Source organism: Halorubellus amylolyticus, from assembly GCF_034808145.1.
In the GTDB taxonomy this organism is placed as follows: Archaea; Halobacteriota; Halobacteria; order Halobacteriales; family Natrialbaceae; genus Halorubellus.
This window is the reverse complement of sequence record NZ_JAXHGM010000001.1, coordinates 44,321-62,905: the sequence shown is the minus strand read 5'-3', so window position 1 is coordinate 62,905 and position 18,585 is coordinate 44,321. Positions and strand designations below refer to the sequence as shown.

The window sequence follows — 18,585 nt, the reverse complement described above, 5'->3', positions numbered from 1 at the left end:
TGAAGTCGCTCGAACCCCTGTTTCTAGTCGACGGATGCACGGCCGCGACGGGTCGTGCTCCCTGGATACCTATGACGCACACTCGAAACACACCCGCGTCACGAACCGAGCAGTTCGACGACCGTTCCGCGTCGCCGAGCGACCGCAACGCCCCGGACGGGGCGAGCGCCGGGGGCGCGACCGACGGCGGCCGCGAGGACGCGCTCGACGAACGGTCGGTTCGGGCGCGCACGGAGGCGATGACGGTGCTGGCTCTCGGGAGTGGCCGGTACGCGGTCCACAGCGAGAGCGGGCACGACTACCTCGTGGACGTCACCGAGGGACGGTGTTCGTGTCCGGATCACGCCATCAGGGGCGCGCGCTGCAAGCACCTGCGGCGGGTCGCCATCGAGATAACCGCGGGTGCGGTGGCGCCGCCGAGTCACGTCGCGTCGACGTGCGCGTCCTGTGGCGCGTTCGCCCTCGTCCCCCCGGGCGCGCCGGAGCCGCACCTCTGCGAGACGCACGCGTTCGCGGTCGGGGAGCGGGCCCGCGACCGCGAGACGGGCGAGGTCGTGCTCGTCGTCGCGGTGTCGCCCGAGCGCGCGGACGAGGTCGCGATTCCGGGACGGGACGTCACGGTGGCGGACTACGAGACGAACGCGGCGTACCCGGACGACGACCCGGTCGTCGCCGCGGTGTACCCGTCGGTCCGCGTGGACGGCGACGGGCCGCGGCCGGCGTCGTTGCGCGTGTACTCGTTCCCGCTGTCGCGACTGGAACGCGTGGACGGCGGGGCTGTCGCGGGCGAGGACCCGACGCGCGGCGCGCCAGACCGCGGCGAGGCGGGTCGTGACTCCGGCGCGGGAGGGCGTCATGAGTGAACAGGCGACACAGCAAACCGCACGACAGCGGCGTTTTTAGGCCAGCCAAAGAACCGACGGCTTTTTATTCTTTAGGCAGGCCTAAATCCGGTATGGAACTCGATAGACGGAGACTGCTCCGCTCGCTCGGCGCGACCGCCGGCGCGGCGGCGCTCGCAGGGTGCTCCAGTACGGCCGACGACGCGACGGGTACAGACGGTGAACCGACCGACGGCTCCACGGACGGCGAGGGCACCGCGAGCGACGATGACGAGGAGTCCAGCGCCGCCGCGGACGTGTCCGCGAAGGTCGCGGTCGCCGCGGAGTGGTCGGCGATGCGCTCGCGGCTCGACGACGCCCGCGCGCTCGTCACCGCTGGGGAGTTCGACGCGGCCGCGGACGTCAGCGCGGACGTCTTCGCGAACTTCGAGCAGGCGAACGGCGAGTACGGCGCCCACGAGATGCTCGAGGAGACCTCGGAAGAACACTACGAGGGCTTCGAGAGCGCGCTCGGGACGTTCAAGACGAAAGCCGAGGAGGGAGACCCCGACGGCGCGAAGGCCGCCCACGAGACCGCCGCGAACCACCTCTACGAGGCTCAGGAGACCCTCGTCGGTGGGACGACGACGCACGCGCTGGACCTCCAGCGGCTCGGCGCTCGCGTCGCGAACGCGCGCTACCTCGCCGCCGCCGAGAAGTACGCGGCCGCGGCGACCGTCGCCGCGGACACGAAGGCCGCGTTCGAGGGCTCGGGCGCCTACGAGGACGTCGAGGCGGCCGCACCCGAGGCCTACGAGTCCTTCGAGGCCGCCGTCGAGGCGACCCAGGACGCGACCGGTTCGGGAGACACCGAGACGGTGGCGGCGAAGGCCGACGAGGCGCTGAGCGCGGCCATCGAGGGGTCGTACGCGATGGCTGGGCACGCGGAGAACGCGGGCGCCGGCGAGCTCGCGACGATGCAGGCGCGCGGGTTCGACGCGGCGACGCTCGCCGGCATGGGCGGCCCGTCGACGGCGTACGCGCACGCCGCGGCGCTGAACGTCTACCGGCACGCCGCGTTCGACGCGCGCTGGCTCGCGGCGCGCGGCGAGACCGACGCCGCCGCGACGCTCGCCGGCGACATCTTCGCGGACTTCGAGGGCGCTCGCGCCCACGAAGCCCTGGAGGACGCCGACCACGAGGCGTACGAGGGCTTCGAGCGCGGCCTCGAGTCACTCAAGTCCGCCATCGAGGACGGTGACTCGTCGGGCGTCGACGACGCGGTCGCGACGGTCGAGTCGAACCTCCGCGCGGGCATCGGCGCGCTCGCCGGCGGAACGGGCGCGGCCGTCCTCCAGGCGTCGTTCTTCCGGACGCGGCTCGAGGACGCACTCGCACTCTACGGGTCTGGCCAGAACAACACGGCCGCGGGCGTCGTCGAGTCCGTCTTCGGTCGGTTCGAGGCCGACGAACTCGGGCTCCACGAGGCCGTCGAGTCCTGGGACGCGGAGACCTACGAGTCCTTCGAGGGCCACCTCGAATCCCTACGGGAGGCGCTGTCGAGCACGAACGACTCGGGCGTGGAGACGCACGCGACCGGGGCGCTGGACGCGCTGTTCGCGTTCGAGACCGGCGCCGGCGCCACGGCGCAGGTCAGCGCCGCCGCCTCGGGCTACATGGCCGCTCGCGCGTTCGACGCCTCGAACCTGGCGGCGCTCGGGAAGCTCCCGCGCGCCGCGGCGACCGTCCAGGAGGCGTTCGAGTTCTTCGAGAGCGGCGCCGGTGGATTCCACGAGGCGCTCGAGGCCGCCGACGAGGAGCTCTACGAGGGCTTCGAGGAGGCACTCGGTGGCGTGACGACCGCCGCGGAGAACGACAGCGACGTCTACTCGGCGGCGGTCGCGTACCACGCGAAGGCCGTCGAAGGCATCTACGCGGTCGTCGCGAACGCCGGCGGGTCGTTCGGTGGCGCCGCGAACGCCATCGCGAGCGACGCGTTCGCCGCGTTCGAGAACGCCGAGGTCCACGAGCTCCTCGAGGACGGCGACGAGGGCGCGTACGAGACGTTCGAGGCGAAGCTGAACGCGCTCGTCGAGGCGACCGGCGACGGCTCGGGCGTCGACGGGGCGCTGTCGGCGTACGCGACGGCGACGACGCGCGCGCAGTTCGCGGTCGTCGGCGCCGTCGAGTCGGCGCCGGTCGACGCGTCCGGAAGCGGCGAGAGCGAGGCGGAGACCGACCTGGAGGGCGGCCCGAACGTCGTCGAGGGCGTCCCCGCGGACGCGGACCACGTCGTCGACGTGAAGGCGGTCTCGTTCGACCCCGCCGAACTCACGGTCTCGAAGGGCGACAAAGTGGCGTTCGAGCACGTCGCCGGTGAAGCGCACAGCGTCACCGCGAAGGCCGACGGCATCCCGAGCGACGCCGACTACTGGGCGTCCGGCGGCTTCGACTCGCAGGAAGCGGCCGAGACCGGGTGGGAGAACGGGAAGGGCGCGGTCGCGTCCGGCAGTACGTTCGTCCACACGTTCGAGACCGTCGGCACGCACGAGTACTACTGCATCCCGCACGCCGCCGCCGGGATGGAGGCGACGGTCGTCGTCGAGGAGTAGCGACGCCGGACCGACGCCGGCGCTATCCTGTCATCCCCCGCGTTCTCGCTGCCGGCGATCACCGACGAGCGACCCGTCCGTCCCTCAGTCGTCGAAGTCGCCGATGCTCGTCCGCTCGGTGTCACCGACGAGCTCGTCGAAGTCCGTCCCGTCCGCGAGCGCCGTCTCCTTCTTCACGCGATAACTCCCCTTGTCGGTCGTGTAGAGGTCGCCCGGGTGGAAGAAGTACCAGTCCTCGCGGTCGAACCGCACCGCGATACGTGGTTTCGCGCCGAAGTTCCGCGCGAAGTACACGAGGTTCTCGACCTCCTCTCCCTCCAGGTAGATGGGGCGCCCCGACGAGGACTTCGCCTCGATCGCGTAGAAGTCCTCGGCGTTCCCCGCCAGCACGTCCGGGAGCTCGCGCTCGGTCGCCGCCCCCGACGCCGGCGCACGCATCACCGCGAACCCGGCGTCGTCAAGCGCGTTCACGAGCTCGCGCTCACGCCGATTCCCCTTCCGACTCGCACTCATGACCACACGTCACTCGCCGACGCGCATAAACCACCGGAAAGCAGGGTGAAAGTGAAACCGCGCTGCGAACACCAGACACCAGGCAGCGAGAAACCGAACGCAGACCACCACGACACCCCCAGAACCGCGACCGCGCAACGACCGCACCGCGACCGACTCCGGGGAAACGGCGGCCTGGCGGCCGCCGTATGCTCGGCGGGCCGTTAGGTCCCGTGCTGCCAGCTGCCCATGTACTCGGCTTGTTCGTCGGTGAGCGCGTCGAAGTCGACGCCTTCGGCGTCGAGCTTGATCTCGGCGACCTCCTTGTCGAGTTCGTCGGGGACGTCGTGGACGCCGGCGTCGTACGCGTCGGGGTTCTCGACGAGTTCGCGGACGCAGACGGCCTGGATGCCGAAGGACTGGTCCATGACCTCGACGGGGTGGCCGAGGGCGATGGGGGCGGCGAGGTTCACGAGGCGGCCTTCGGCGAGGACGTTCAGGCGGCGGCCGTCGGCCATCTCGTAGGCGTCGACGCCGTCGCGGGCCTCGTAGCGGTCGACGGCCTTGTCGTCGAGGGCGTCCAGGTCGATCTCGATGTCGAAGTGGCCGGCGTTCGCGAGGAGGACGCCGTCCTTCATCTGCTCGAAGTGCTCGTCGACGACGACGTCGCGGTTCCCCGTGGTCGTGATGAAGACGTCGCCGATCTCGGCGGCCTCGCTCATCGGCATGACGTCGTAGCCCTCCATGTGCGCTTCGAGCGCGCGCCGGGGCTCGACCTCCGTGACGACGACGTTCGCGTTCTGGCCGCTGGCCTTCTGCGCGACGCCCTTCCCGCAGTAGCCGTAGCCGGCGACGACGACGTTCTTCCCCGCCCAGGAGAGGTTCGTCGTCATCGCGATGCTCGCGAGGCTCGACTCGCCGGTGCCGTGGACGTTGTCGAACAGCCGCTTCATCGGCGTGTCGTTCACCGCGAACACGGGGTAGTCGAGCGCGTCGTCGTCGTCCATCGCGCGCAGGCGGTGGACGCCCGTCGTCGTCTCCTCGGCACCGCCGAGGATGCTGTCGATGAGCTCCGGGTAGTCCTCGTGGATGGCGGCGACGAGGTCCATGCCGTCGTCAACGGTGACGGTGGGGTCGACGTCGATGACCGCCTCGATGGCCTCGTAGTACTCGTCGTCGTCCACGCCGCGGACCGCGTAGCTCGTGATGGCGTCGTGCGCGTCCAGTGCCGCGGAGACGTCGTCGTGCGTGCTGAGGGGATTGCAGCCCGTGATCGCGACCTCCGCGCCGCCGTCGGCGAGGAGTTCGACGAGGTTCGCGGTCTTCGCCTCGACGTGCATCGCCATCGCGATACGCTGCCCGGCGAAGGGCTGGTCGGCCTCGAAGTCCTCGCGGAGCGCCTCGAGGATGGGCATGTGCTGGCGCGCCCACTCCATCTTCCGACGGCCCTCTTCGCGAGCGGCGTCGGGGTCGTCGAGTTGCGCGGTCACCGACGGGTAGTCTGTCATAGGCGATACCAGCGGAGGCGACGGCAAAACCCTACCGAAGCCGGATTCGTCCCGGTGCAGCGTCCACCAGCCCGAATCGCCCCGCATCGCGACCAACAGCGCCTGATTATCGCGGATTTCCCCCAGTCGGTTCGTCGGTACCGGGGTGCGGAGGTGCCGGTACCCGGAGGTCGATGCGGTCGCTCCGAGCGAGCGCGCACTTGCCGGTGAACGCGAGGTGGCCCCGGGAACGCACCTGGTGGTCGGTGAACGCGACGGGGTTCCCGAACTCGGCGACGGCGGCGGGGAGGACGGGAGCGAGCCGCAGCAGCGCCGGTCGCCCCGGTTAGAGTGTCAGGGCTAGAGAATTAGGTGGGGTGTCTTTGCGGTCCGCTCCACCCATGATTGAGTATGGACATCAGCGACGACCTCCAGCGGCGGATCGGCGTGTTCGTCCTCCTCGCACTCGGGGTCGTCGTCGCGGTCGCACAGCTGTACGACGTGTACGCGGACGTCGTGAGCGACGGCGCGTCGCTTTTCATCTCGCTCGTCGAGTTCTCGTTCCCCGGGCTCCTCCTGGTGGCGTTCGGCGTGGTCGTCGGCTGGCTGTACCTGAACGACTGGAACGGCAGGCACGTCCTCCGCGTGGCGACGTGGAGCCTCGTCGTCAGCGCCGGCGTGCTCGCGCTCCAGGCGTGGGTGCTCGGCATCCAGTTGTTCTACCAGAACGGGACGGACGTGGGCGTCATCGCGTCGAGTAACGCCGCGGTCGGGCTCGTCCTCGGGTCGTTCATCGGAATCTACAGCGTGATGCGTTCGCAGGACCGCCGCGAGCTGGAGCGCAGCGAGGAGCGGTATCGGTCGATGACGGAGGACGTCCTCGACTCCAGTGACGTTGCGCTGTTCGTTCTGGACGCCGACGGCGACGTTGTGTGGGTGAACGAGGCCGTCGCGGACTACTTCGGCGTGGACCGCGACGCCATCATGGGGCGCCCGAAGCGCGAGGTGCTCTCGGAGACGGCGGCCGCGGTCGCGGAACCGACCCGGTTCCGCGAGCGACTCGAAGCGGTGTACGACGCGGACGGGTCGCGGGGCGAGGAGCGGTTCGAGTGCCACGTCCTCCCGGGTGACGGTCGCGAGGAACGCTGGCTGGAGCACCGGAGTCGACCCATCGAGTCCGGGCTCTACGAGGGCGGCCGTATCGAGCACTACACGGACGTGACCGCGCAGAAGGAGACGGCTGCGCGACTCGAGGACCGGGAGCGCGTCCTCCGTGAGCTTCACGGCGTCCTGATGGATCGGTCCGCGGACGTCGACGAACGCATCGCGTCGCTGCTGGACGTCGGTCGGAAGCAACTCGGTCTGGAGTTCGCGCTGCTGGCGCGCGTCGAGGACGAGGACGTCCACGTTCGGGCGGCGAGTCCGCGCGACTGGCCGCTCGCGGAGGGCGAGACGTACCCGCTCTCGGACACGGTGTGTCGGCGCGTCGTCGAGACGGGCGAGAGCCAGCGGTTCGCGCACCTCTCCGCGGAAGCGGCGGAGCTCACGGACTGTCTGTCGCACGCGGACGTCGACGTGGAGTCGTACGTCGGGATGCCCGTGCACGTCGACGGCGAGCAGTACGGGACGCTCGCGTTCTACGGCCCGGAGCCGGGCGAGCCCGTCGACGACTGGGAGATGACGGTCCTGGAGTTGATGGGGAACTGGGTCGGGAACGAACTGGCGTTGGCGCGCCGGCGCGACGAGCGCGAGCAGGTGCTCCGGGAGACCAGAGAGCAGTTCGCGTCGCTCGTCGGTGACGTCGAGGAGTACGCGATCTTCCGCCTGAACGCCGACGGGCACGTGGCGTCCTGGAACCGTGGTGCACGCCAGATCAAGGGCTACGAGCCGTCGGAGGTCCTCGGCGAGCACGTCCGGATGTTCTACCCGGAGGCGGCTCGGGAGGCAGGTGAGCCGGAGCGGTTGCTGTCGGAGGCGCGAGAGCTCGGGCGGACGGAGACGGAGGGCTGGCGCGTCCGGAAGGACGGGTCGCGGTTCTGGGCGACGGTGTCCATCACGGCGCTCCGGGACGCGGACGGTGACCTCCGCGGGTTCCTGAAGGTGACGCGGGACATGACCGAGCGCCGGGAGCGCGAGCAGCAGTTGGAGCACGAGCGCGAGCGGCTGGAGTTCATGAACCGCATCATCCGGCACAACCTCCTGAACGGGATGAACGTCGTGGAGGCGCGCGCCGGCCTCCTGTCGGGGCGCGTCGACCCGGAGGTCGCGGAGCACCTGGAGACGGTCCAGTCGCGCGTCCGGGACATGGTCGACCTCATCGAGACGATGCGGTCGTTCATGCAGGTGTTGACGGAGGAGGACGGCGAGCGGACGGAGCCCGTCGTGCTGGATGCGGTCCTGTCGAGCGAGGTGGAGAAGGCGCGGAAGGCGTACGACGATGCGACGGTGGCGTACGACCCGCCGCCGGACGTTCGCGTCGTCGGGAACGACCTCCTGCCGGAGGTGTTCGAGAACCTGTTGTCGAACGCGGTCCAGCACAACGACTCGCCGGAGCCGACCGTCGAGGTGACGGCTCGCGTCGACGGTGACGAGGCGGTGGTGACGGTCGCCGACGACGGCCCGGGGGTCGACGAGGCGATGCGCGACGCCATCTTCGAGAAGGGCGAGAAGGGCTTCGATTCGCCGGGCACCGGGTTCGGGCTGTACCTCGTCCGCGAGCTCGTGGCGTCCTACGATGGCACGATCGACGTCGAGAACCGCCCGGACGGCGGCGCGAAGTTCACGGTCCGACTGCCGCTCGCGGCCGCCGCCGTCGAGGGCGTCGAGGAGTCCGAACTCGTGTCGGATTGACTGGTCGTTCTCTTGTACGGCCGCCGCCAGGCGGCCGTTTCTCGTTGTGCAATCGGCGGAGACTGACGGGTCGTTCTCTTCTACGGCCGCCGCCAGGCGAGTGTTCGTCTCGGTCGATGTGCAGGGCGGTCGCGGGTGCGGGCGTCGCGGTGTGGTAGTGTCGCGGTCGCGGTGCTGTGGGTCGTTCGAGTGGTACGACGCGGGGGGAGTGCGTCGCGAGTGGAGAGAAGCGGCACCGCGAGGGGAGAGGACCGTGCCGTCGGGCTGCGGAGTCCGCGGGGCGGTGTGAGGGGTCGGTTGGGCCTGTCCGGTGCGTGCCGTGTCAGTAGTCGAACGGCGTCGCGGTCACGGCGGCCGCGGCGTGTGCGGCGAGGTCGGCTGCGACGGTGGTCGTGGCAGTGACCTGCTTCGGGCCGTTGCCGTTCCCATTCCCGCCGCCGTTGCCGTTCCCGCCGCCGTTGCCGTTCCCGCCGCCGTTACCGGGTGCGCCGTCGTCCGTCTCGTTGCCGGTCGGTGCGCCACCGGGCGTCCCGTTCGGCAGGCCGCCGCTGGAGCCGTTCCCGGCGCTCGCGCCCGGCGTTCCCTCGGGGGGTCCGCCGGCGGACGCGTTCGTCTCGTTCCCCGCATCGGCGCCGGGGGTGCCGCTCGGCGGCCCTGCGTGGGCCGGCGCGTTCCCGGGGTTGTTCGCGACGACGTACGACGCGATGACGCGACCGGGCGCCGACGCGTTCGTGTCGTTCGTCGCGTTCGCGATGACGCGCTGGAGGCCGACGACGAACTCCTTCATCGCCGCCTCGGAGCTCGTCTCGTTCCCGTCCATCACGTCCTCGTCCGTCTCGTTCTCATCGACGTCGGTCTCGTTCTCATCGACGTCGGTCTCGTTCTCATCGACGTCGGTCTCGTTGTCTGGGCTGACGGCGAGGTCGGTGTCGTCGTCGATGGCTGTCGTCGCGGTCGTGTCCGTGGGTGCGGCGGCGCCGACCATCGGGCCGACGGCGGCGACCAGCATGACGAGCACGCCGAACAGCGCGGTCGTTCTGGAGTCTGGCATCACCTGGTAACAACGCGGATACCTGCATAAACCGGGCACCTCGTTCGTTCCGTTCACCCGGCCACTGAGACGGCTCCAGAGACCGTTAGGACGTTCAAGGACCGTTCTCGTCGTTCAACCATGTCTCGGTCGGGGCGTTCGTCCTCGGTCGGGAGTGCCGTGCGTTCGCCGTCGGGCACGTCAGCGAACGAACGTTTCATTGCCGTCGCGCGTGGATGGGACGTATGCGCAAGGGGAGTGGTCGTGGGGCGACGTCGCCGCTGGGGACGCTGTTGATGGTCGCGTTGACGCTCGTCGTGGTTGGCGCGACCGGCGTGTTCGTGTTCGACCTGGCGCCGACCGGCGAGGAGCGAGCGCCGTCCGCGAGCGTGACGGTGACCGCGGTCGCCGACGGCGAGAACGCACAGCGACTGGTGCTCGGGCACGACGGCGGGGACCCGCTCGCGGTCGACGAGTTCGACGTCGTCGTGCGCGACGCCGGGACGACGACGCGCACGCCGCTGTCGGCGTTCGACGACCGGTCGGGGACGAGCGGCGGCGTCGTAGAAGCGGGCGACGAACTGCGGACGGCGTTCCTGCTGGACGGCCCGACGACCGTCCACCTCGTCCATCGGCCGTCCGGGTCCGTGGTCGTCGAACGGTCCGTGTCGCTTCCGTCCGGATCGCCGGACGTCGTCGACATGGCGGCGGGCGACCCGACGAAGCCGTTCCTCTCCAGACAGGACGGTACCGGCGAGACGACCGTCGAAGCCGGCGGGGCGACGGTGCGGCTCTCGGGCAATCAGTGGAAGTACGTCGATTACTCGTACGACGTCACCGAGGAAACGATGCTCGCGTTCGAGTTCAACAGCACGGCGCGCGGCGAGATTCACGGCATCGGCCTGCAGGAGAACAAAAGCCAGGTAGAAGACAGGATCGTGCGGGTGTTCGGTACCCAGAAATGGGGCAAGAAGGTCTCCAGCGTCTCGGGCGCCACGGGCGACTACTACGACCTCGGCGACGGCTGGGTCCGCTACGAAATCCCCATCGGAGAGCTGTACGGGGACAACGGGCGACTGGGGCAGACGAACCACCTCGTGTTCATCATGGACTGCGACGACAGGGTTGAACCCACCTCACAGACGAGTTGCCCGGGGAACCCGGACGAGGGAGAGTACTCGAACTCACAGTTCAGGAACGTCCGCGTGTACGAGGCGTCGCCGGTCGTGACGGCGTCCCGGAGTGGACCCGGTGTCAGTGCGATGAACGCGACCGCGACCGGACGCTGGATGAGTCAGGCGCGTTCGACGAGTTCGGTAGCGTGGTCGCTGGCGCGCTCGCGGACGGCGGCGGCGTCGAGCGTGGTGAGGTCGCGGTCGCGCATGAGGACGTCGCCGTCGCAGACGGTGTGGCGGACGTCGCTGCCGCGGGCGGCGTACGCGAGGTGACTGACGAGGTCGTGCTCGGGCGTGAGGTGGGCGGCGTCGAGGTCGAGCACGGCGAGGTCGGCGTTCGCGCCCGCCTCGACCCGGCCGGAGTCGATACCGAGGACGTCGGCGCCGCCCCGGGTCGCCATCTCGACGACGGCGCCGGCGGGGACGGCGCTCGCGTCGTCGGCGGCGAGCTTCCCGAGCATCGCGGCGTCGCGCATCTCGTCGAAGACGTCGAGGTCGTTGTTCGACGCGGCGCCGTCGGTGCCGAGCGCGACCGTCACGCCCGCGTCCCGCATCGCCTGCACGGGCGCCATCCCGCTCGCGAGCTTCATGTTCGACGCCGGACAGTGCACGACGCCCGCGCCGGTCTCGGCGAGCAGGTCGTGCTCGTCGCTCGTCGTGTGGACGCCGTGCGCGAGGAAGTCCTCGGCGTCGAGGAGGCCCTGCTCGCGCGCCCACGCCAGCGGTCGGCGGTCGTACTCGTCGACGATCGGCGCGACCTCGTCGGTCGTCTCGTTCGCGTGGAAGTGCACTGGCACGCCTGCCTCGCGCGCCTTCCGGACGTGCTCGCGCAGTATCTCGGGGTCGACGGTGGTGAGCGAGTGCGGCATGAACGCCGTGGACACGCGGCCGTCCGCCGCGCCGTCGAGCTCCTCGGCGACCGCGATGGACTCGGCGGCGTCCGCGCGCGCGGCCTCGTCGTCCTTCCCGACGGTGACGACGCCGTGCCCGACGGTCGCGCGGAGCCCGGCGCGGTCGACGGCGTCGACGACCGCCTCGCACTCGAAGTACATGTCCGCGAACGCGGTCGTCCCGCTCCGGATCATCTCCACCGCCGCGAGCTCGGTTCCGGCGCGGACGTCCTCGCTCGTGAGCGCCGCCTCCACCGGCCAGATGTCCTCCCGGAGCCACGCGTCCAGCGGTTTGTCGTCCGCGATACCCCGCAGGAGCGTCATCGCGGCGTGCGTGTGCGCGTTCACGAGCCCCGGCAGCACGAGCGAGCCGGTGGCGTCGAGCGTCTCGTCGCCCGACAGGTCCTCGCCCACCTCCAGAATCGTTCCCGCGGTCTGGTCGACCAGCACGTCCGCCCGCACGACGTCGTGGTCCGGGAGCAGGACGCGCCCACCGGATACGCAGAGCGTACTCATGCCCGCGGCTTCATGCCGGTATCCCATGTCGCTTCCGGGTTCGTTGTCCGAGTGCCGCTCCGGGTGGTGTCGCGACCACCGCGGGGTCGTCAGGCGCGACCGTCGGCCTGCTGGCGGGCCTTCGAGGCGAGGTCCAGGAACGCGATCACGCCGACCAGGACGACGACGACCGGGAGACCGGTATCGCGGCCAGCGCCGTAGTACTGGGCGAGCGCGATGGAGCTGATGCTGACGCCGAACAGGCCGATCGCGTACCCGGCCCTGTGCGTGCGGTCGTCGAATCGGGTGGCCTGGCCGAGCAGCGACACGTCGAACGCGAGGTAGAAGTACGCCGCGCCGGCGTAGACCGCCGCGACGCCCGCGACGACGAACCAGTTCGAGACGAGGACCCGGTACGCGCCGAGGCCGAGCGAGGCACCGAACAGGACGGCGCCGAGGAGGGACCGGTCCATACGTCGGCCTCGGACGACGGCCACAAAGTATCGACGATGCGGCCACCCTCGCTGCCGGGAGGGAAAGCGGTTTGCGGCGGCCGCGTGAAACAGCGGTATGCGCATCGCGGTACCCAACAAGGGTCGGATTCACGACCCCTCGATCTCCCTCCTCGAACGAGCGGGCCTCCCCGTGGTGGACGGCGCCGACCGGAAACTGTACGCGGACACCGTCGACCCCGACGTCTCCGTGCTGTTCGCGCGAGCAGCCGACATCCCCGAGTACGTCGCCGACGGCGCCGCCGACCTCGGCATCACCGGCCTCGACCAGGCCGAGGAGGCCGGACACGAGAACGTCGAAGCGCTCCTCGACCTCGAGTTCGGCGAGTGCCGGCTCGTCCTCGCCGCCCCCGAGGACGGCGACGTGGAGACGCCGTACGACCTCGACGGCGCCACCGTCGCCACCGAGTTCCCGCGGCTCACTCGCGAGTACTTCGCGGAACGAAGCATCGAGGCCGAGGTCGTCGAGGTCACCGGCGCCACCGAACTCACGCCGCACGTCGACATGGCCGACGCCATCGTCGACATCACCAGCACCGGCACCACCCTCCAGGTGAACCGACTCGCCATCATCGACGAGGTCCTCGCCTCCAGCGTGCACCTGTTCGCGCGCAGCGACGTCGTCGACGACGGCAAGACCGAGCAGGTCCGGACCGCGCTCGCGAGCGTCCTCGCCGCCGACGGCAAACGCTACCTGATGATGAACGCGAACGAATCGGACCTCGACGCCATCCGCGACGTCATCCCCGGCATGGGCGGCCCGACCGTCATGGACGTCGCCGGCAAGGACAAGGTCGCCGTCCACGTCGTCGTCGACGACGCCGACGTCTTCGAGACCATCAACCGCCTGAAGGGAGCGGGTGCGAGCGACATCCTCGTCACCGAGATCGAACGCCTCGTCGAGTGACCACGACGGGACGTCCTCGCCGCGTCGCACGACGGGACGTCCTCGCTTCACCTTCCGAGTCGACTCCGGGACCGAACCCTCAGAACTGCTTCTCGAGGAGGCCGGCGGTGACCAGTTGGACGACGCCGAGCGCGACGAGGAGGCCACCGACGACGAGTTGCGGGAGCGAGAACAGGTCGGTGACGCCGACGCCGACCGCCGCGACGCCGGGCGCGAACCACACCGCGCGCACCACCGGTTCGCTCGACAGCACGGACGCGACGGCGAGTGCGAGCGCCCCGCCGACGAGGCCGGCGTACAGCGACGGCGACGATTCCACGCCCGCGACCGCGAACGCGGCGACGACGAGGCCACCGACGAGGAGGAACACGCCACCGCGCGCGAACTTCGCGCGGTCGTCTGCGTCCATCTCGACCTCGGAAGTGCTCATGGCGCGACCTACGGCCGGTACCGTACAAAAAGCCCGGCGTTCCGGTCGGCCAGCCGACGGTGCGGCGGTTCGTGCGTTCAGGCGGGCGCGGTCTGGAGGAGCGCGACGAGGTTGTAGACGGTGATACCGGCGATGACGGCGACCGTGTAGTGCGCGACCGCGACGAGCGCCGTCGACCGCCAGGACAGCCGGTAGATCGCGGATATCGCGAACGCGTCCAGTCCGAGCGTCATCGCGATGACGATCGCGGGCTCGTACCGCTGGAGGAGCATCGACGCGACCGCGAGCACCACGCCGACGGCAACGGCGCGTTTCAGTGGCGCGTCACCGAGGACGTACCTCGCGGCGACGAACAGCGTCAGCGAGTAGAAGGCCGCGGCGACGAGGAACGTCCCGATGAAGGCGACCGGACTGCCGGCGACCGGGTCGAGTTGCGCGGGCGAGAGCACCATCACTCGACGTAAGGAACCGACGGGATTTCAGTCCCGCCCTTCCGGACTCGCGACGGGACGGTCACGAGGTCGCCGACCGGGTCCACCGCCGACCGCATCCGCTGCCGACCGCATCCGCCGTCGACCACATCCGCTGCCGTCCGCGGCGGCGGACTCGTCGAGTCGAGACGCCTGGCTGTGCGTGGTCGCTGCTGGGTGGCGCGTCGAGAACGGGTCGCGGAGGGGTCGCGAGGAGTCGCGTCGCTAGGAGTCCAGCAGGCCGAGGTCCTCGAGCCGCGAGACGATCTTGTCGACGGCGTGCCGCGCGTCGTCGGGCTTCTTCCCGCCGGTGATGACGAGCTTCCCGGAGCCGAACAGGAGCGCGACGACCTCGGGGTCGTCGAGCCGGTAGACGAGGCCGGGGAACTGCTCGGGCTCGTACTCGATGTTCTCGAGGCCGAGACCGATAGCGATCGCGTTCAGGTTGAGGTTCCGGCCGAGGTCCGCGCTCGTGACGATGTTCTGCACGACGATCTCGGGGTCGTCCTGCACGTCGATCTTGAGGTCGCGGAGCTTGTCGAAGACGATGCGGAGGCTCTCGTGGACGTCGTCGGTGGACTTCGCGCCGGTGCAGACGATCTTCCCGCTGCGGAAGATGAGTGCCGCCGACTTCGGTTCCTGTGTCCGGTAGACGAGACCGGGGAACTGCTCGGGGTCGTAGTCTGCGCCTTCGAGGTCCATGGCGACGGACTGGAGGTCGAGCTCCTGGCCGATGCCGGTGGAGGCAACGACGTTCTCGATGTTGATGGTGTCCTTGGGGTCGTCGTCGGTCATCGTTCGCTCTTAAAGTCGTATTTAAGGCTTATAAAGGTTGGTGCTGCGGTGAACGTACCGCGACCGACAGTCCCCCCGGTTTCTCGACGGTTCGCCGGCACGAACCCGGTCTTAAGGGGCACTTGAGGCGGTGTTCGAACGCCTTTTGGGCGACGGCGAGGTACGGGCGGTCGTGTACCTGCTGGAACTCGGCGGCGAGGACGACGCGTTCGCGCGCCGCGAGGCGGCGACGGCAGCGACGGGCGTCTCGCGGCTCGGCGTCGGCCTCGCGACCGCCGACGCGGTCGTCCCCGAGCGCGTCCGCGGGCTGGCGTATACCCGGCGCGCGAGCGAGCTCGTCGGGACCGGCGACGCCTCGATACCGTCGGCGCGCGCGCTCCTCGACGCCGCCCCGCTCGCCCGCGAGGGCTCGGTCGCGGTTCGCGCGCGCGACGTCCGCGGCGGGACCGGCGTGTCGACGAGCGACGCCGAGCGCGAACTCGGCGGCGTCCTCGTCGACCGCGGGTTCGACGTCGACCTCGACGACCCCGACCACGTCCTGCGCGTCGCGTTCGCACCCGAGACCGACCCGGAAGGCGAGGGCGAACCGGCCGAGGACGCGCCCGCTGGCCGCCAGCGCGGGGACGCGGGCGTCTGCGCGGTCGGCTGGGAGACCGCGGCGTCGGTGCGGGACTTCGGCGACCGGCGGCCGACGGACCGGCCGTTCTTCCAGCCGGGGAGCATGGACCCGCTGCTGGCGCGCGCGATAGCGAACCTCGCCGGCGCCCGTCCCGGCGCGACCGTGCTCGACCCGATGTGCGGGACCGGCGGCGTCCTCGTCGAGGCCGGGCTCGTCGGCGCGGACGTCCTCGGCGTCGACGCGCAGGCGAAGATGGCGGCCGGCGCGCGCGAGAACCTCGCCGCGTTCCTCGACGACGACGGGGAACGGGGGGCCGCCGACGACGCCGGCCGCCCGACGCCCGGGGACTGGGCGACGATGCGCGGCGACGCCACCCGGCTCGCGCTCCGCGACGACGCCGTCTCCGGCGTCGTGTTCGACGCGCCGTACGGCCGTCAGTCGAAGATCGAGACCCACGGGCTCGACGACCTCGTCGCGGGCGCCCTCGCCGAGAGCCGGCGCGTCGCGGACCGCTGCGTGCTCGTCGCGGACCGCGACTGGCGCGACGCGGCTCTGGACGCGGGCTGGACGGTCGACGCGGCGTTCCAGCGGCGCGTGCACGCGAGCCTCGACCGGTACGTGCTCGTGCTTGACGACGACGACGTCGACGCACGCGCCGTCTGATAGCGGTTCCTCGCAGGGGTTCGACGCAAGCGCCGTCTGACGGCGGTTCCTCGCGCGGGGTCGACGCCGGCGAGCTACGCGTAGCGGTCGTAGCCCGCGGCGGCCATCGCGCCGCCGACGCCGGCGACGGCGAGGACGAGCACGCGGTAGCCCGCGTCGTCGAGGAAGACGTTCGACGCGACGAGCACCGCGAGACGGCCTTCTGGCGCGAGCGAGACGAGCGGGACCGCGACGAGCCACGCGCCGAGCGCGAACGCCCACACCGTCTCGTAGTCGAGGACGCCCGAGGTCGCGGCGACGACGCCCGCGAGCGCGCCGAGCGCCAGCACGACGACCGCGAACGGCGTCCGAGCCGCCGTCGCGGTGACGTCTCCGAGCAACGCGACGACGAACACCGCGACCAGCAGGACGCCGACGACGACGCCCGCCCGCTCGAACCGACCGGCCTCTGTCATGCGGAGGGCTGCGAGACCCCACAGAATATGTCTGTTGGTCGACCCCACACCCTCGATAGCGACGACGGCGCCGTCACCCCTCGTGGTCGCCCCTCCGTCACTCCGCGAGGTCGCGCGCGGTCGCCTGCAGCTCGCGTTCGTCCTCGGAGTCGACGTCGAGCGCGGGCACGGCCGTCGGCGCCCCGTCCGCGTCCACGGCGACGAACGTGAAGCACGCCGCCGTCGTCCTCGACCGGTCGCCCGTCAGCGGGTCCTCGCGGTACGCGCGCAGGAACACGCGGACGCTCGTCCGCCCCGCGTCGAACACGTACGCCTCGATGACCGCGGTGTCACCGACCGGAATCGGTCGCTCGAAGCTGAACTCGTCGACCGCGGCGGTCACGCACGGCGCGCCGGCGAACCGCATCGCGCTCATCGCCCCCACCTCGTCCATCCACTTCATCAGGTTCCCGCCGTGGACGGCGTCGTAGTTGTTCGCGTGATTCGGCTGCACGCGCTGGCGGTTCTCGAGGTACGTCTCGGCGAGCGTTGGCATACCACGCCTTCGCACACGCATCGCAAAAACCCCTGGCGCGAGCGACTCAGGTGTCGACGCGCGGCCCGTCCTCGCGACCGAGCTCCGCGAGCAGGTGCGAGAGGTGCACGCGGTCGCTCGACCCCTCGGTCATGTCGAGGTCGATCTGGCCGGCGAGTTCGTAGAGCGTCGCGAGGCGCTCGCCGTCGTACCGCGACCTGGCCTCGTCGAGCACGACCTCCAGGACCTCGTGCCCCTCGTAGCCCTCGTCGACGAGGAGGTCGTCGAGCACGCCCCTGGCGTCCGTGAACTCGCCCGCCTCGGCGGCGTCCAGCATCTCTTGGACCTGCTCCTCGTGCGCGACGTCGCCCAGCACCTCGTAGGCGGCCTGCATCGACACCTCGCCCTCGCCCTCGTACGTCGTCTGCGCCGCCAGCACCGCCTCGCGCACGTCGCCGTCCGCGTACCCGGCGACGTACTCCAGGCCGTCCGCGTCGTACTCGACGCCCTCGCGCTCGCAGACGCGCTCGAGGACGTCGACGAGCGCGCCGTGACTCGCCGCCGGCATCGACACCGGGAAGCACCGCGAGCGGATCGGCGGGATGAGCTTCGTCGGTTGGCGCGTCGTCACCACGAACTGCGTCGCCTCGTGGTACTGCTCCATCACCCGCCGGAGCGCCTGCTGGAAGTCGATGCGAACCGCCTCCGCGTTGTCGAGCACGACCGTCTTGTAGTGCCCGCTCACGGGCTGATAGCTCGCGGACTCCTTCAGGACGTGATTGATCATGTCGCGCTTCGAGTAGTCCGACTTCCCGCGGAGGAACGAGGCGAACCGCGGGTCGTTCGTGATCTCGGTCTTCGTCCGGTCGAAGAAGTCCGCGACGTTGATCTCCACGAGGTCGTTCTCCGGGTCCGCGTGGCTCTCGCGAGCGAGCGCTCGCGCGGCGGCGGTCTTCCCGACGCCCGCCGGCCCGTACAGCACGAGGTTGATCGGGTCGTCCACGGCGTGCTGGAGGTACTCGCGAGCGTCCTCCTGCGGGAGGTCCGCGAGCGTCGGCGCGTGTCGGTCGGTCCACAGCGGCGCGTCCATCACCACGTCGTAGTCGCGGCCGCGGTACATTTCTGTCGGTTGCGTACGCCACGCCACCGGTCGGCGCGGGCCGTTGTGGTCGCGCGAGTGAAGCGAGCAGCGCGGACCACCCACTCGGTTCACACTGTGAGTGAACCTCGTCCCGTGGCGCGTCCTCGCCACGAACCGACCGCAGGAACTACCGACAGAAACAGACCGCACGAACCGACCGCAGGAACTACCGACAGAAACAGACCGCACGAACCGACCGCAGGAACTACCGACAGAAACAGACCGCA

The 18,585-nt window shown here is 70.5% G+C and carries 16 protein-coding genes; 5 read left to right on the top strand and 11 right to left on the bottom strand.

Annotated elements, in window-relative coordinates; translation table 11 throughout:
• The first annotated feature begins 71 nt into the window (after positions 1-71).
• A complete protein-coding gene (locus SM754_RS00310; RefSeq protein WP_323674224.1) occupies positions 72-863 on the top strand; it encodes an SWIM zinc finger family protein in 792 nt (263 codons plus the stop codon).
• A gap of 92 nt (positions 864-955) precedes the next feature.
• Complete coding sequence (locus SM754_RS00305) at positions 956-3,433, top strand: DUF5059 domain-containing protein (RefSeq protein ID WP_323674223.1); 2,478 nt, start codon at positions 956-958, stop codon at positions 3,431-3,433.
• A gap of 84 nt (positions 3,434-3,517) precedes the next feature.
• On the opposite strand, the gene hjc is transcribed toward SM754_RS00305, so the two are convergent.
• Both hjc and SM754_RS00295 read right to left on the bottom strand, forming a co-directional pair.
• Positions 3,518-3,946 carry a Holliday junction resolvase Hjc gene (gene hjc, locus SM754_RS00300; RefSeq protein WP_323674222.1) on the bottom strand — a complete coding sequence of 143 codons (429 nt, stop codon included), beginning with the start codon at positions 3,944-3,946 and terminating at the stop codon, positions 3,518-3,520.
• Between the two features lie 203 nt (positions 3,947-4,149).
• Positions 4,150-5,433, bottom strand: a complete 1,284-nt coding sequence (locus SM754_RS00295) for an adenosylhomocysteinase (RefSeq protein WP_323674221.1) — start codon at positions 5,431-5,433, stop codon at positions 4,150-4,152.
• Between the two features lie 390 nt (positions 5,434-5,823).
• Between SM754_RS00295 and SM754_RS00290 the strand changes: the two genes are divergently transcribed.
• On the top strand, positions 5,824-8,262 hold the full coding sequence (locus tag SM754_RS00290) for a PAS domain S-box protein (protein ID WP_323674220.1): 2,439 nt from the start codon (positions 5,824-5,826) through the stop codon (positions 8,260-8,262).
• 322 nt (positions 8,263-8,584) lie between these two features.
• Here the strand turns inward: SM754_RS00290 and SM754_RS00285 are convergent, their stop codons facing one another.
• The 3 genes from SM754_RS00285 to SM754_RS00270 all read right to left on the bottom strand — a co-directional run bounded on the left by SM754_RS00285 (position 8,585) and on the right by SM754_RS00270 (position 12,325).
• Positions 8,585-9,313 (bottom strand): hypothetical protein, encoded by a 729-nt coding sequence (locus SM754_RS00285; protein WP_323674219.1) that lies wholly within the window; start codon positions 9,311-9,313, stop codon positions 8,585-8,587.
• Between the two features lie 1,273 nt (positions 9,314-10,586).
• Entirely contained in the window at positions 10,587-11,873 is a 1,287-nt protein-coding gene (locus SM754_RS00275; RefSeq protein WP_323674218.1) for an amidohydrolase, read from the bottom strand.
• An 89-nt stretch (positions 11,874-11,962) separates the two neighbouring features.
• Positions 11,963-12,325: a hypothetical protein gene (locus SM754_RS00270; protein WP_323674217.1), complete on the bottom strand. Its 363-nt coding sequence runs from the start codon at positions 12,323-12,325 to the stop codon at positions 11,963-11,965.
• A gap of 97 nt (positions 12,326-12,422) precedes the next feature.
• Between SM754_RS00270 and hisG the strand changes: the two genes are divergently transcribed.
• Positions 12,423-13,271 (top strand): ATP phosphoribosyltransferase, encoded by an 849-nt coding sequence (gene hisG, locus SM754_RS00265; protein WP_323674216.1) that lies wholly within the window; start codon positions 12,423-12,425, stop codon positions 13,269-13,271.
• Between the two features lie 79 nt (positions 13,272-13,350).
• Here the strand turns inward: hisG and SM754_RS00260 are convergent, their stop codons facing one another.
• From SM754_RS00260 to SM754_RS00250, 3 genes are all read right to left on the bottom strand, one after another.
• Complete coding sequence (locus SM754_RS00260) at positions 13,351-13,701, bottom strand: hypothetical protein (RefSeq protein ID WP_323674215.1); 351 nt, start codon at positions 13,699-13,701, stop codon at positions 13,351-13,353.
• A 77-nt stretch (positions 13,702-13,778) separates the two neighbouring features.
• Positions 13,779-14,153, bottom strand: coding sequence for a DUF7473 family protein (locus SM754_RS00255; RefSeq protein ID WP_323674214.1), 375 nt, complete (start codon positions 14,151-14,153; stop codon positions 13,779-13,781).
• 243 nt (positions 14,154-14,396) lie between these two features.
• Positions 14,397-14,966 carry a TATA-box-binding protein gene (locus tag SM754_RS00250; RefSeq protein ID WP_323674213.1) on the bottom strand — a complete coding sequence of 190 codons (570 nt, stop codon included), beginning with the start codon at positions 14,964-14,966 and terminating at the stop codon, positions 14,397-14,399.
• A 172-nt stretch (positions 14,967-15,138) separates the two neighbouring features.
• Here SM754_RS00250 and SM754_RS00245 point away from each other — a divergent pair, with 172 nt between their 5' ends.
• A complete protein-coding gene (locus SM754_RS00245) occupies positions 15,139-16,248 on the top strand; it encodes a THUMP domain-containing protein (protein WP_323674212.1) in 1,110 nt (369 codons plus the stop codon).
• Positions 16,249-16,322: 74 nt separating this feature from the next.
• On the opposite strand, the gene SM754_RS00240 is transcribed toward SM754_RS00245, so the two are convergent.
• The 3 genes from SM754_RS00240 to SM754_RS00230 all read right to left on the bottom strand — a co-directional run bounded on the left by SM754_RS00240 (position 16,323) and on the right by SM754_RS00230 (position 18,307).
• Positions 16,323-16,703 carry a hypothetical protein gene (locus tag SM754_RS00240; protein ID WP_323674211.1) on the bottom strand — a complete coding sequence of 127 codons (381 nt, stop codon included), beginning with the start codon at positions 16,701-16,703 and terminating at the stop codon, positions 16,323-16,325.
• 97 nt (positions 16,704-16,800) lie between these two features.
• Positions 16,801-17,238, bottom strand: coding sequence for an acyl-CoA thioesterase (locus SM754_RS00235; RefSeq protein ID WP_323674210.1), 438 nt, complete (start codon positions 17,236-17,238; stop codon positions 16,801-16,803).
• Between the two features lie 46 nt (positions 17,239-17,284).
• Positions 17,285-18,307, bottom strand: coding sequence for an AAA family ATPase (locus SM754_RS00230; RefSeq protein ID WP_323675231.1), 1,023 nt, complete (start codon positions 18,305-18,307; stop codon positions 17,285-17,287).
• Between the last annotated feature and the right edge of the window lie 278 nt (positions 18,308-18,585).

Bases quoted from the DNA above. Each gene is read 5' to 3' on its own strand.
- SM754_RS00310 (WP_323674224.1), top strand. From the start codon at position 72: ATGACGCACACTCGAAACACACCCGCGTCACGAACCGAGCAGTTCGAC.
- SM754_RS00305 (WP_323674223.1), top strand. From the start codon at position 956: ATGGAACTCGATAGACGGAGACTGCTCCGCTCGCTCGGCGCGACCGCC.
- hjc (WP_323674222.1), bottom strand. From the start codon at position 3,946: ATGAGTGCGAGTCGGAAGGGGAATCGGCGTGAGCGCGAGCTCGTGAAC.
- SM754_RS00295 (WP_323674221.1), bottom strand. From the start codon at position 5,433: ATGACAGACTACCCGTCGGTGACCGCGCAACTCGACGACCCCGACGCC.
- SM754_RS00290 (WP_323674220.1), top strand. From the start codon at position 5,824: ATGGACATCAGCGACGACCTCCAGCGGCGGATCGGCGTGTTCGTCCTC.
- SM754_RS00285 (WP_323674219.1), bottom strand. From the start codon at position 9,313: ATGCCAGACTCCAGAACGACCGCGCTGTTCGGCGTGCTCGTCATGCTG.
- SM754_RS00275 (WP_323674218.1), bottom strand. From the start codon at position 11,873: ATGAGTACGCTCTGCGTATCCGGTGGGCGCGTCCTGCTCCCGGACCAC.
- SM754_RS00270 (WP_323674217.1), bottom strand. From the start codon at position 12,325: ATGGACCGGTCCCTCCTCGGCGCCGTCCTGTTCGGTGCCTCGCTCGGC.
- hisG (WP_323674216.1), top strand. From the start codon at position 12,423: ATGCGCATCGCGGTACCCAACAAGGGTCGGATTCACGACCCCTCGATC.
- SM754_RS00260 (WP_323674215.1), bottom strand. From the start codon at position 13,701: ATGAGCACTTCCGAGGTCGAGATGGACGCAGACGACCGCGCGAAGTTC.
- SM754_RS00255 (WP_323674214.1), bottom strand. From the start codon at position 14,153: ATGGTGCTCTCGCCCGCGCAACTCGACCCGGTCGCCGGCAGTCCGGTC.
- SM754_RS00250 (WP_323674213.1), bottom strand. From the start codon at position 14,966: ATGACCGACGACGACCCCAAGGACACCATCAACATCGAGAACGTCGTT.
- SM754_RS00240 (WP_323674211.1), bottom strand. From the start codon at position 16,703: ATGACAGAGGCCGGTCGGTTCGAGCGGGCGGGCGTCGTCGTCGGCGTC.
- SM754_RS00235 (WP_323674210.1), bottom strand. From the start codon at position 17,238: ATGCCAACGCTCGCCGAGACGTACCTCGAGAACCGCCAGCGCGTGCAG.
- SM754_RS00230 (WP_323675231.1), bottom strand. From the start codon at position 18,307: ATGGACGCGCCGCTGTGGACCGACCGACACGCGCCGACGCTCGCGGAC.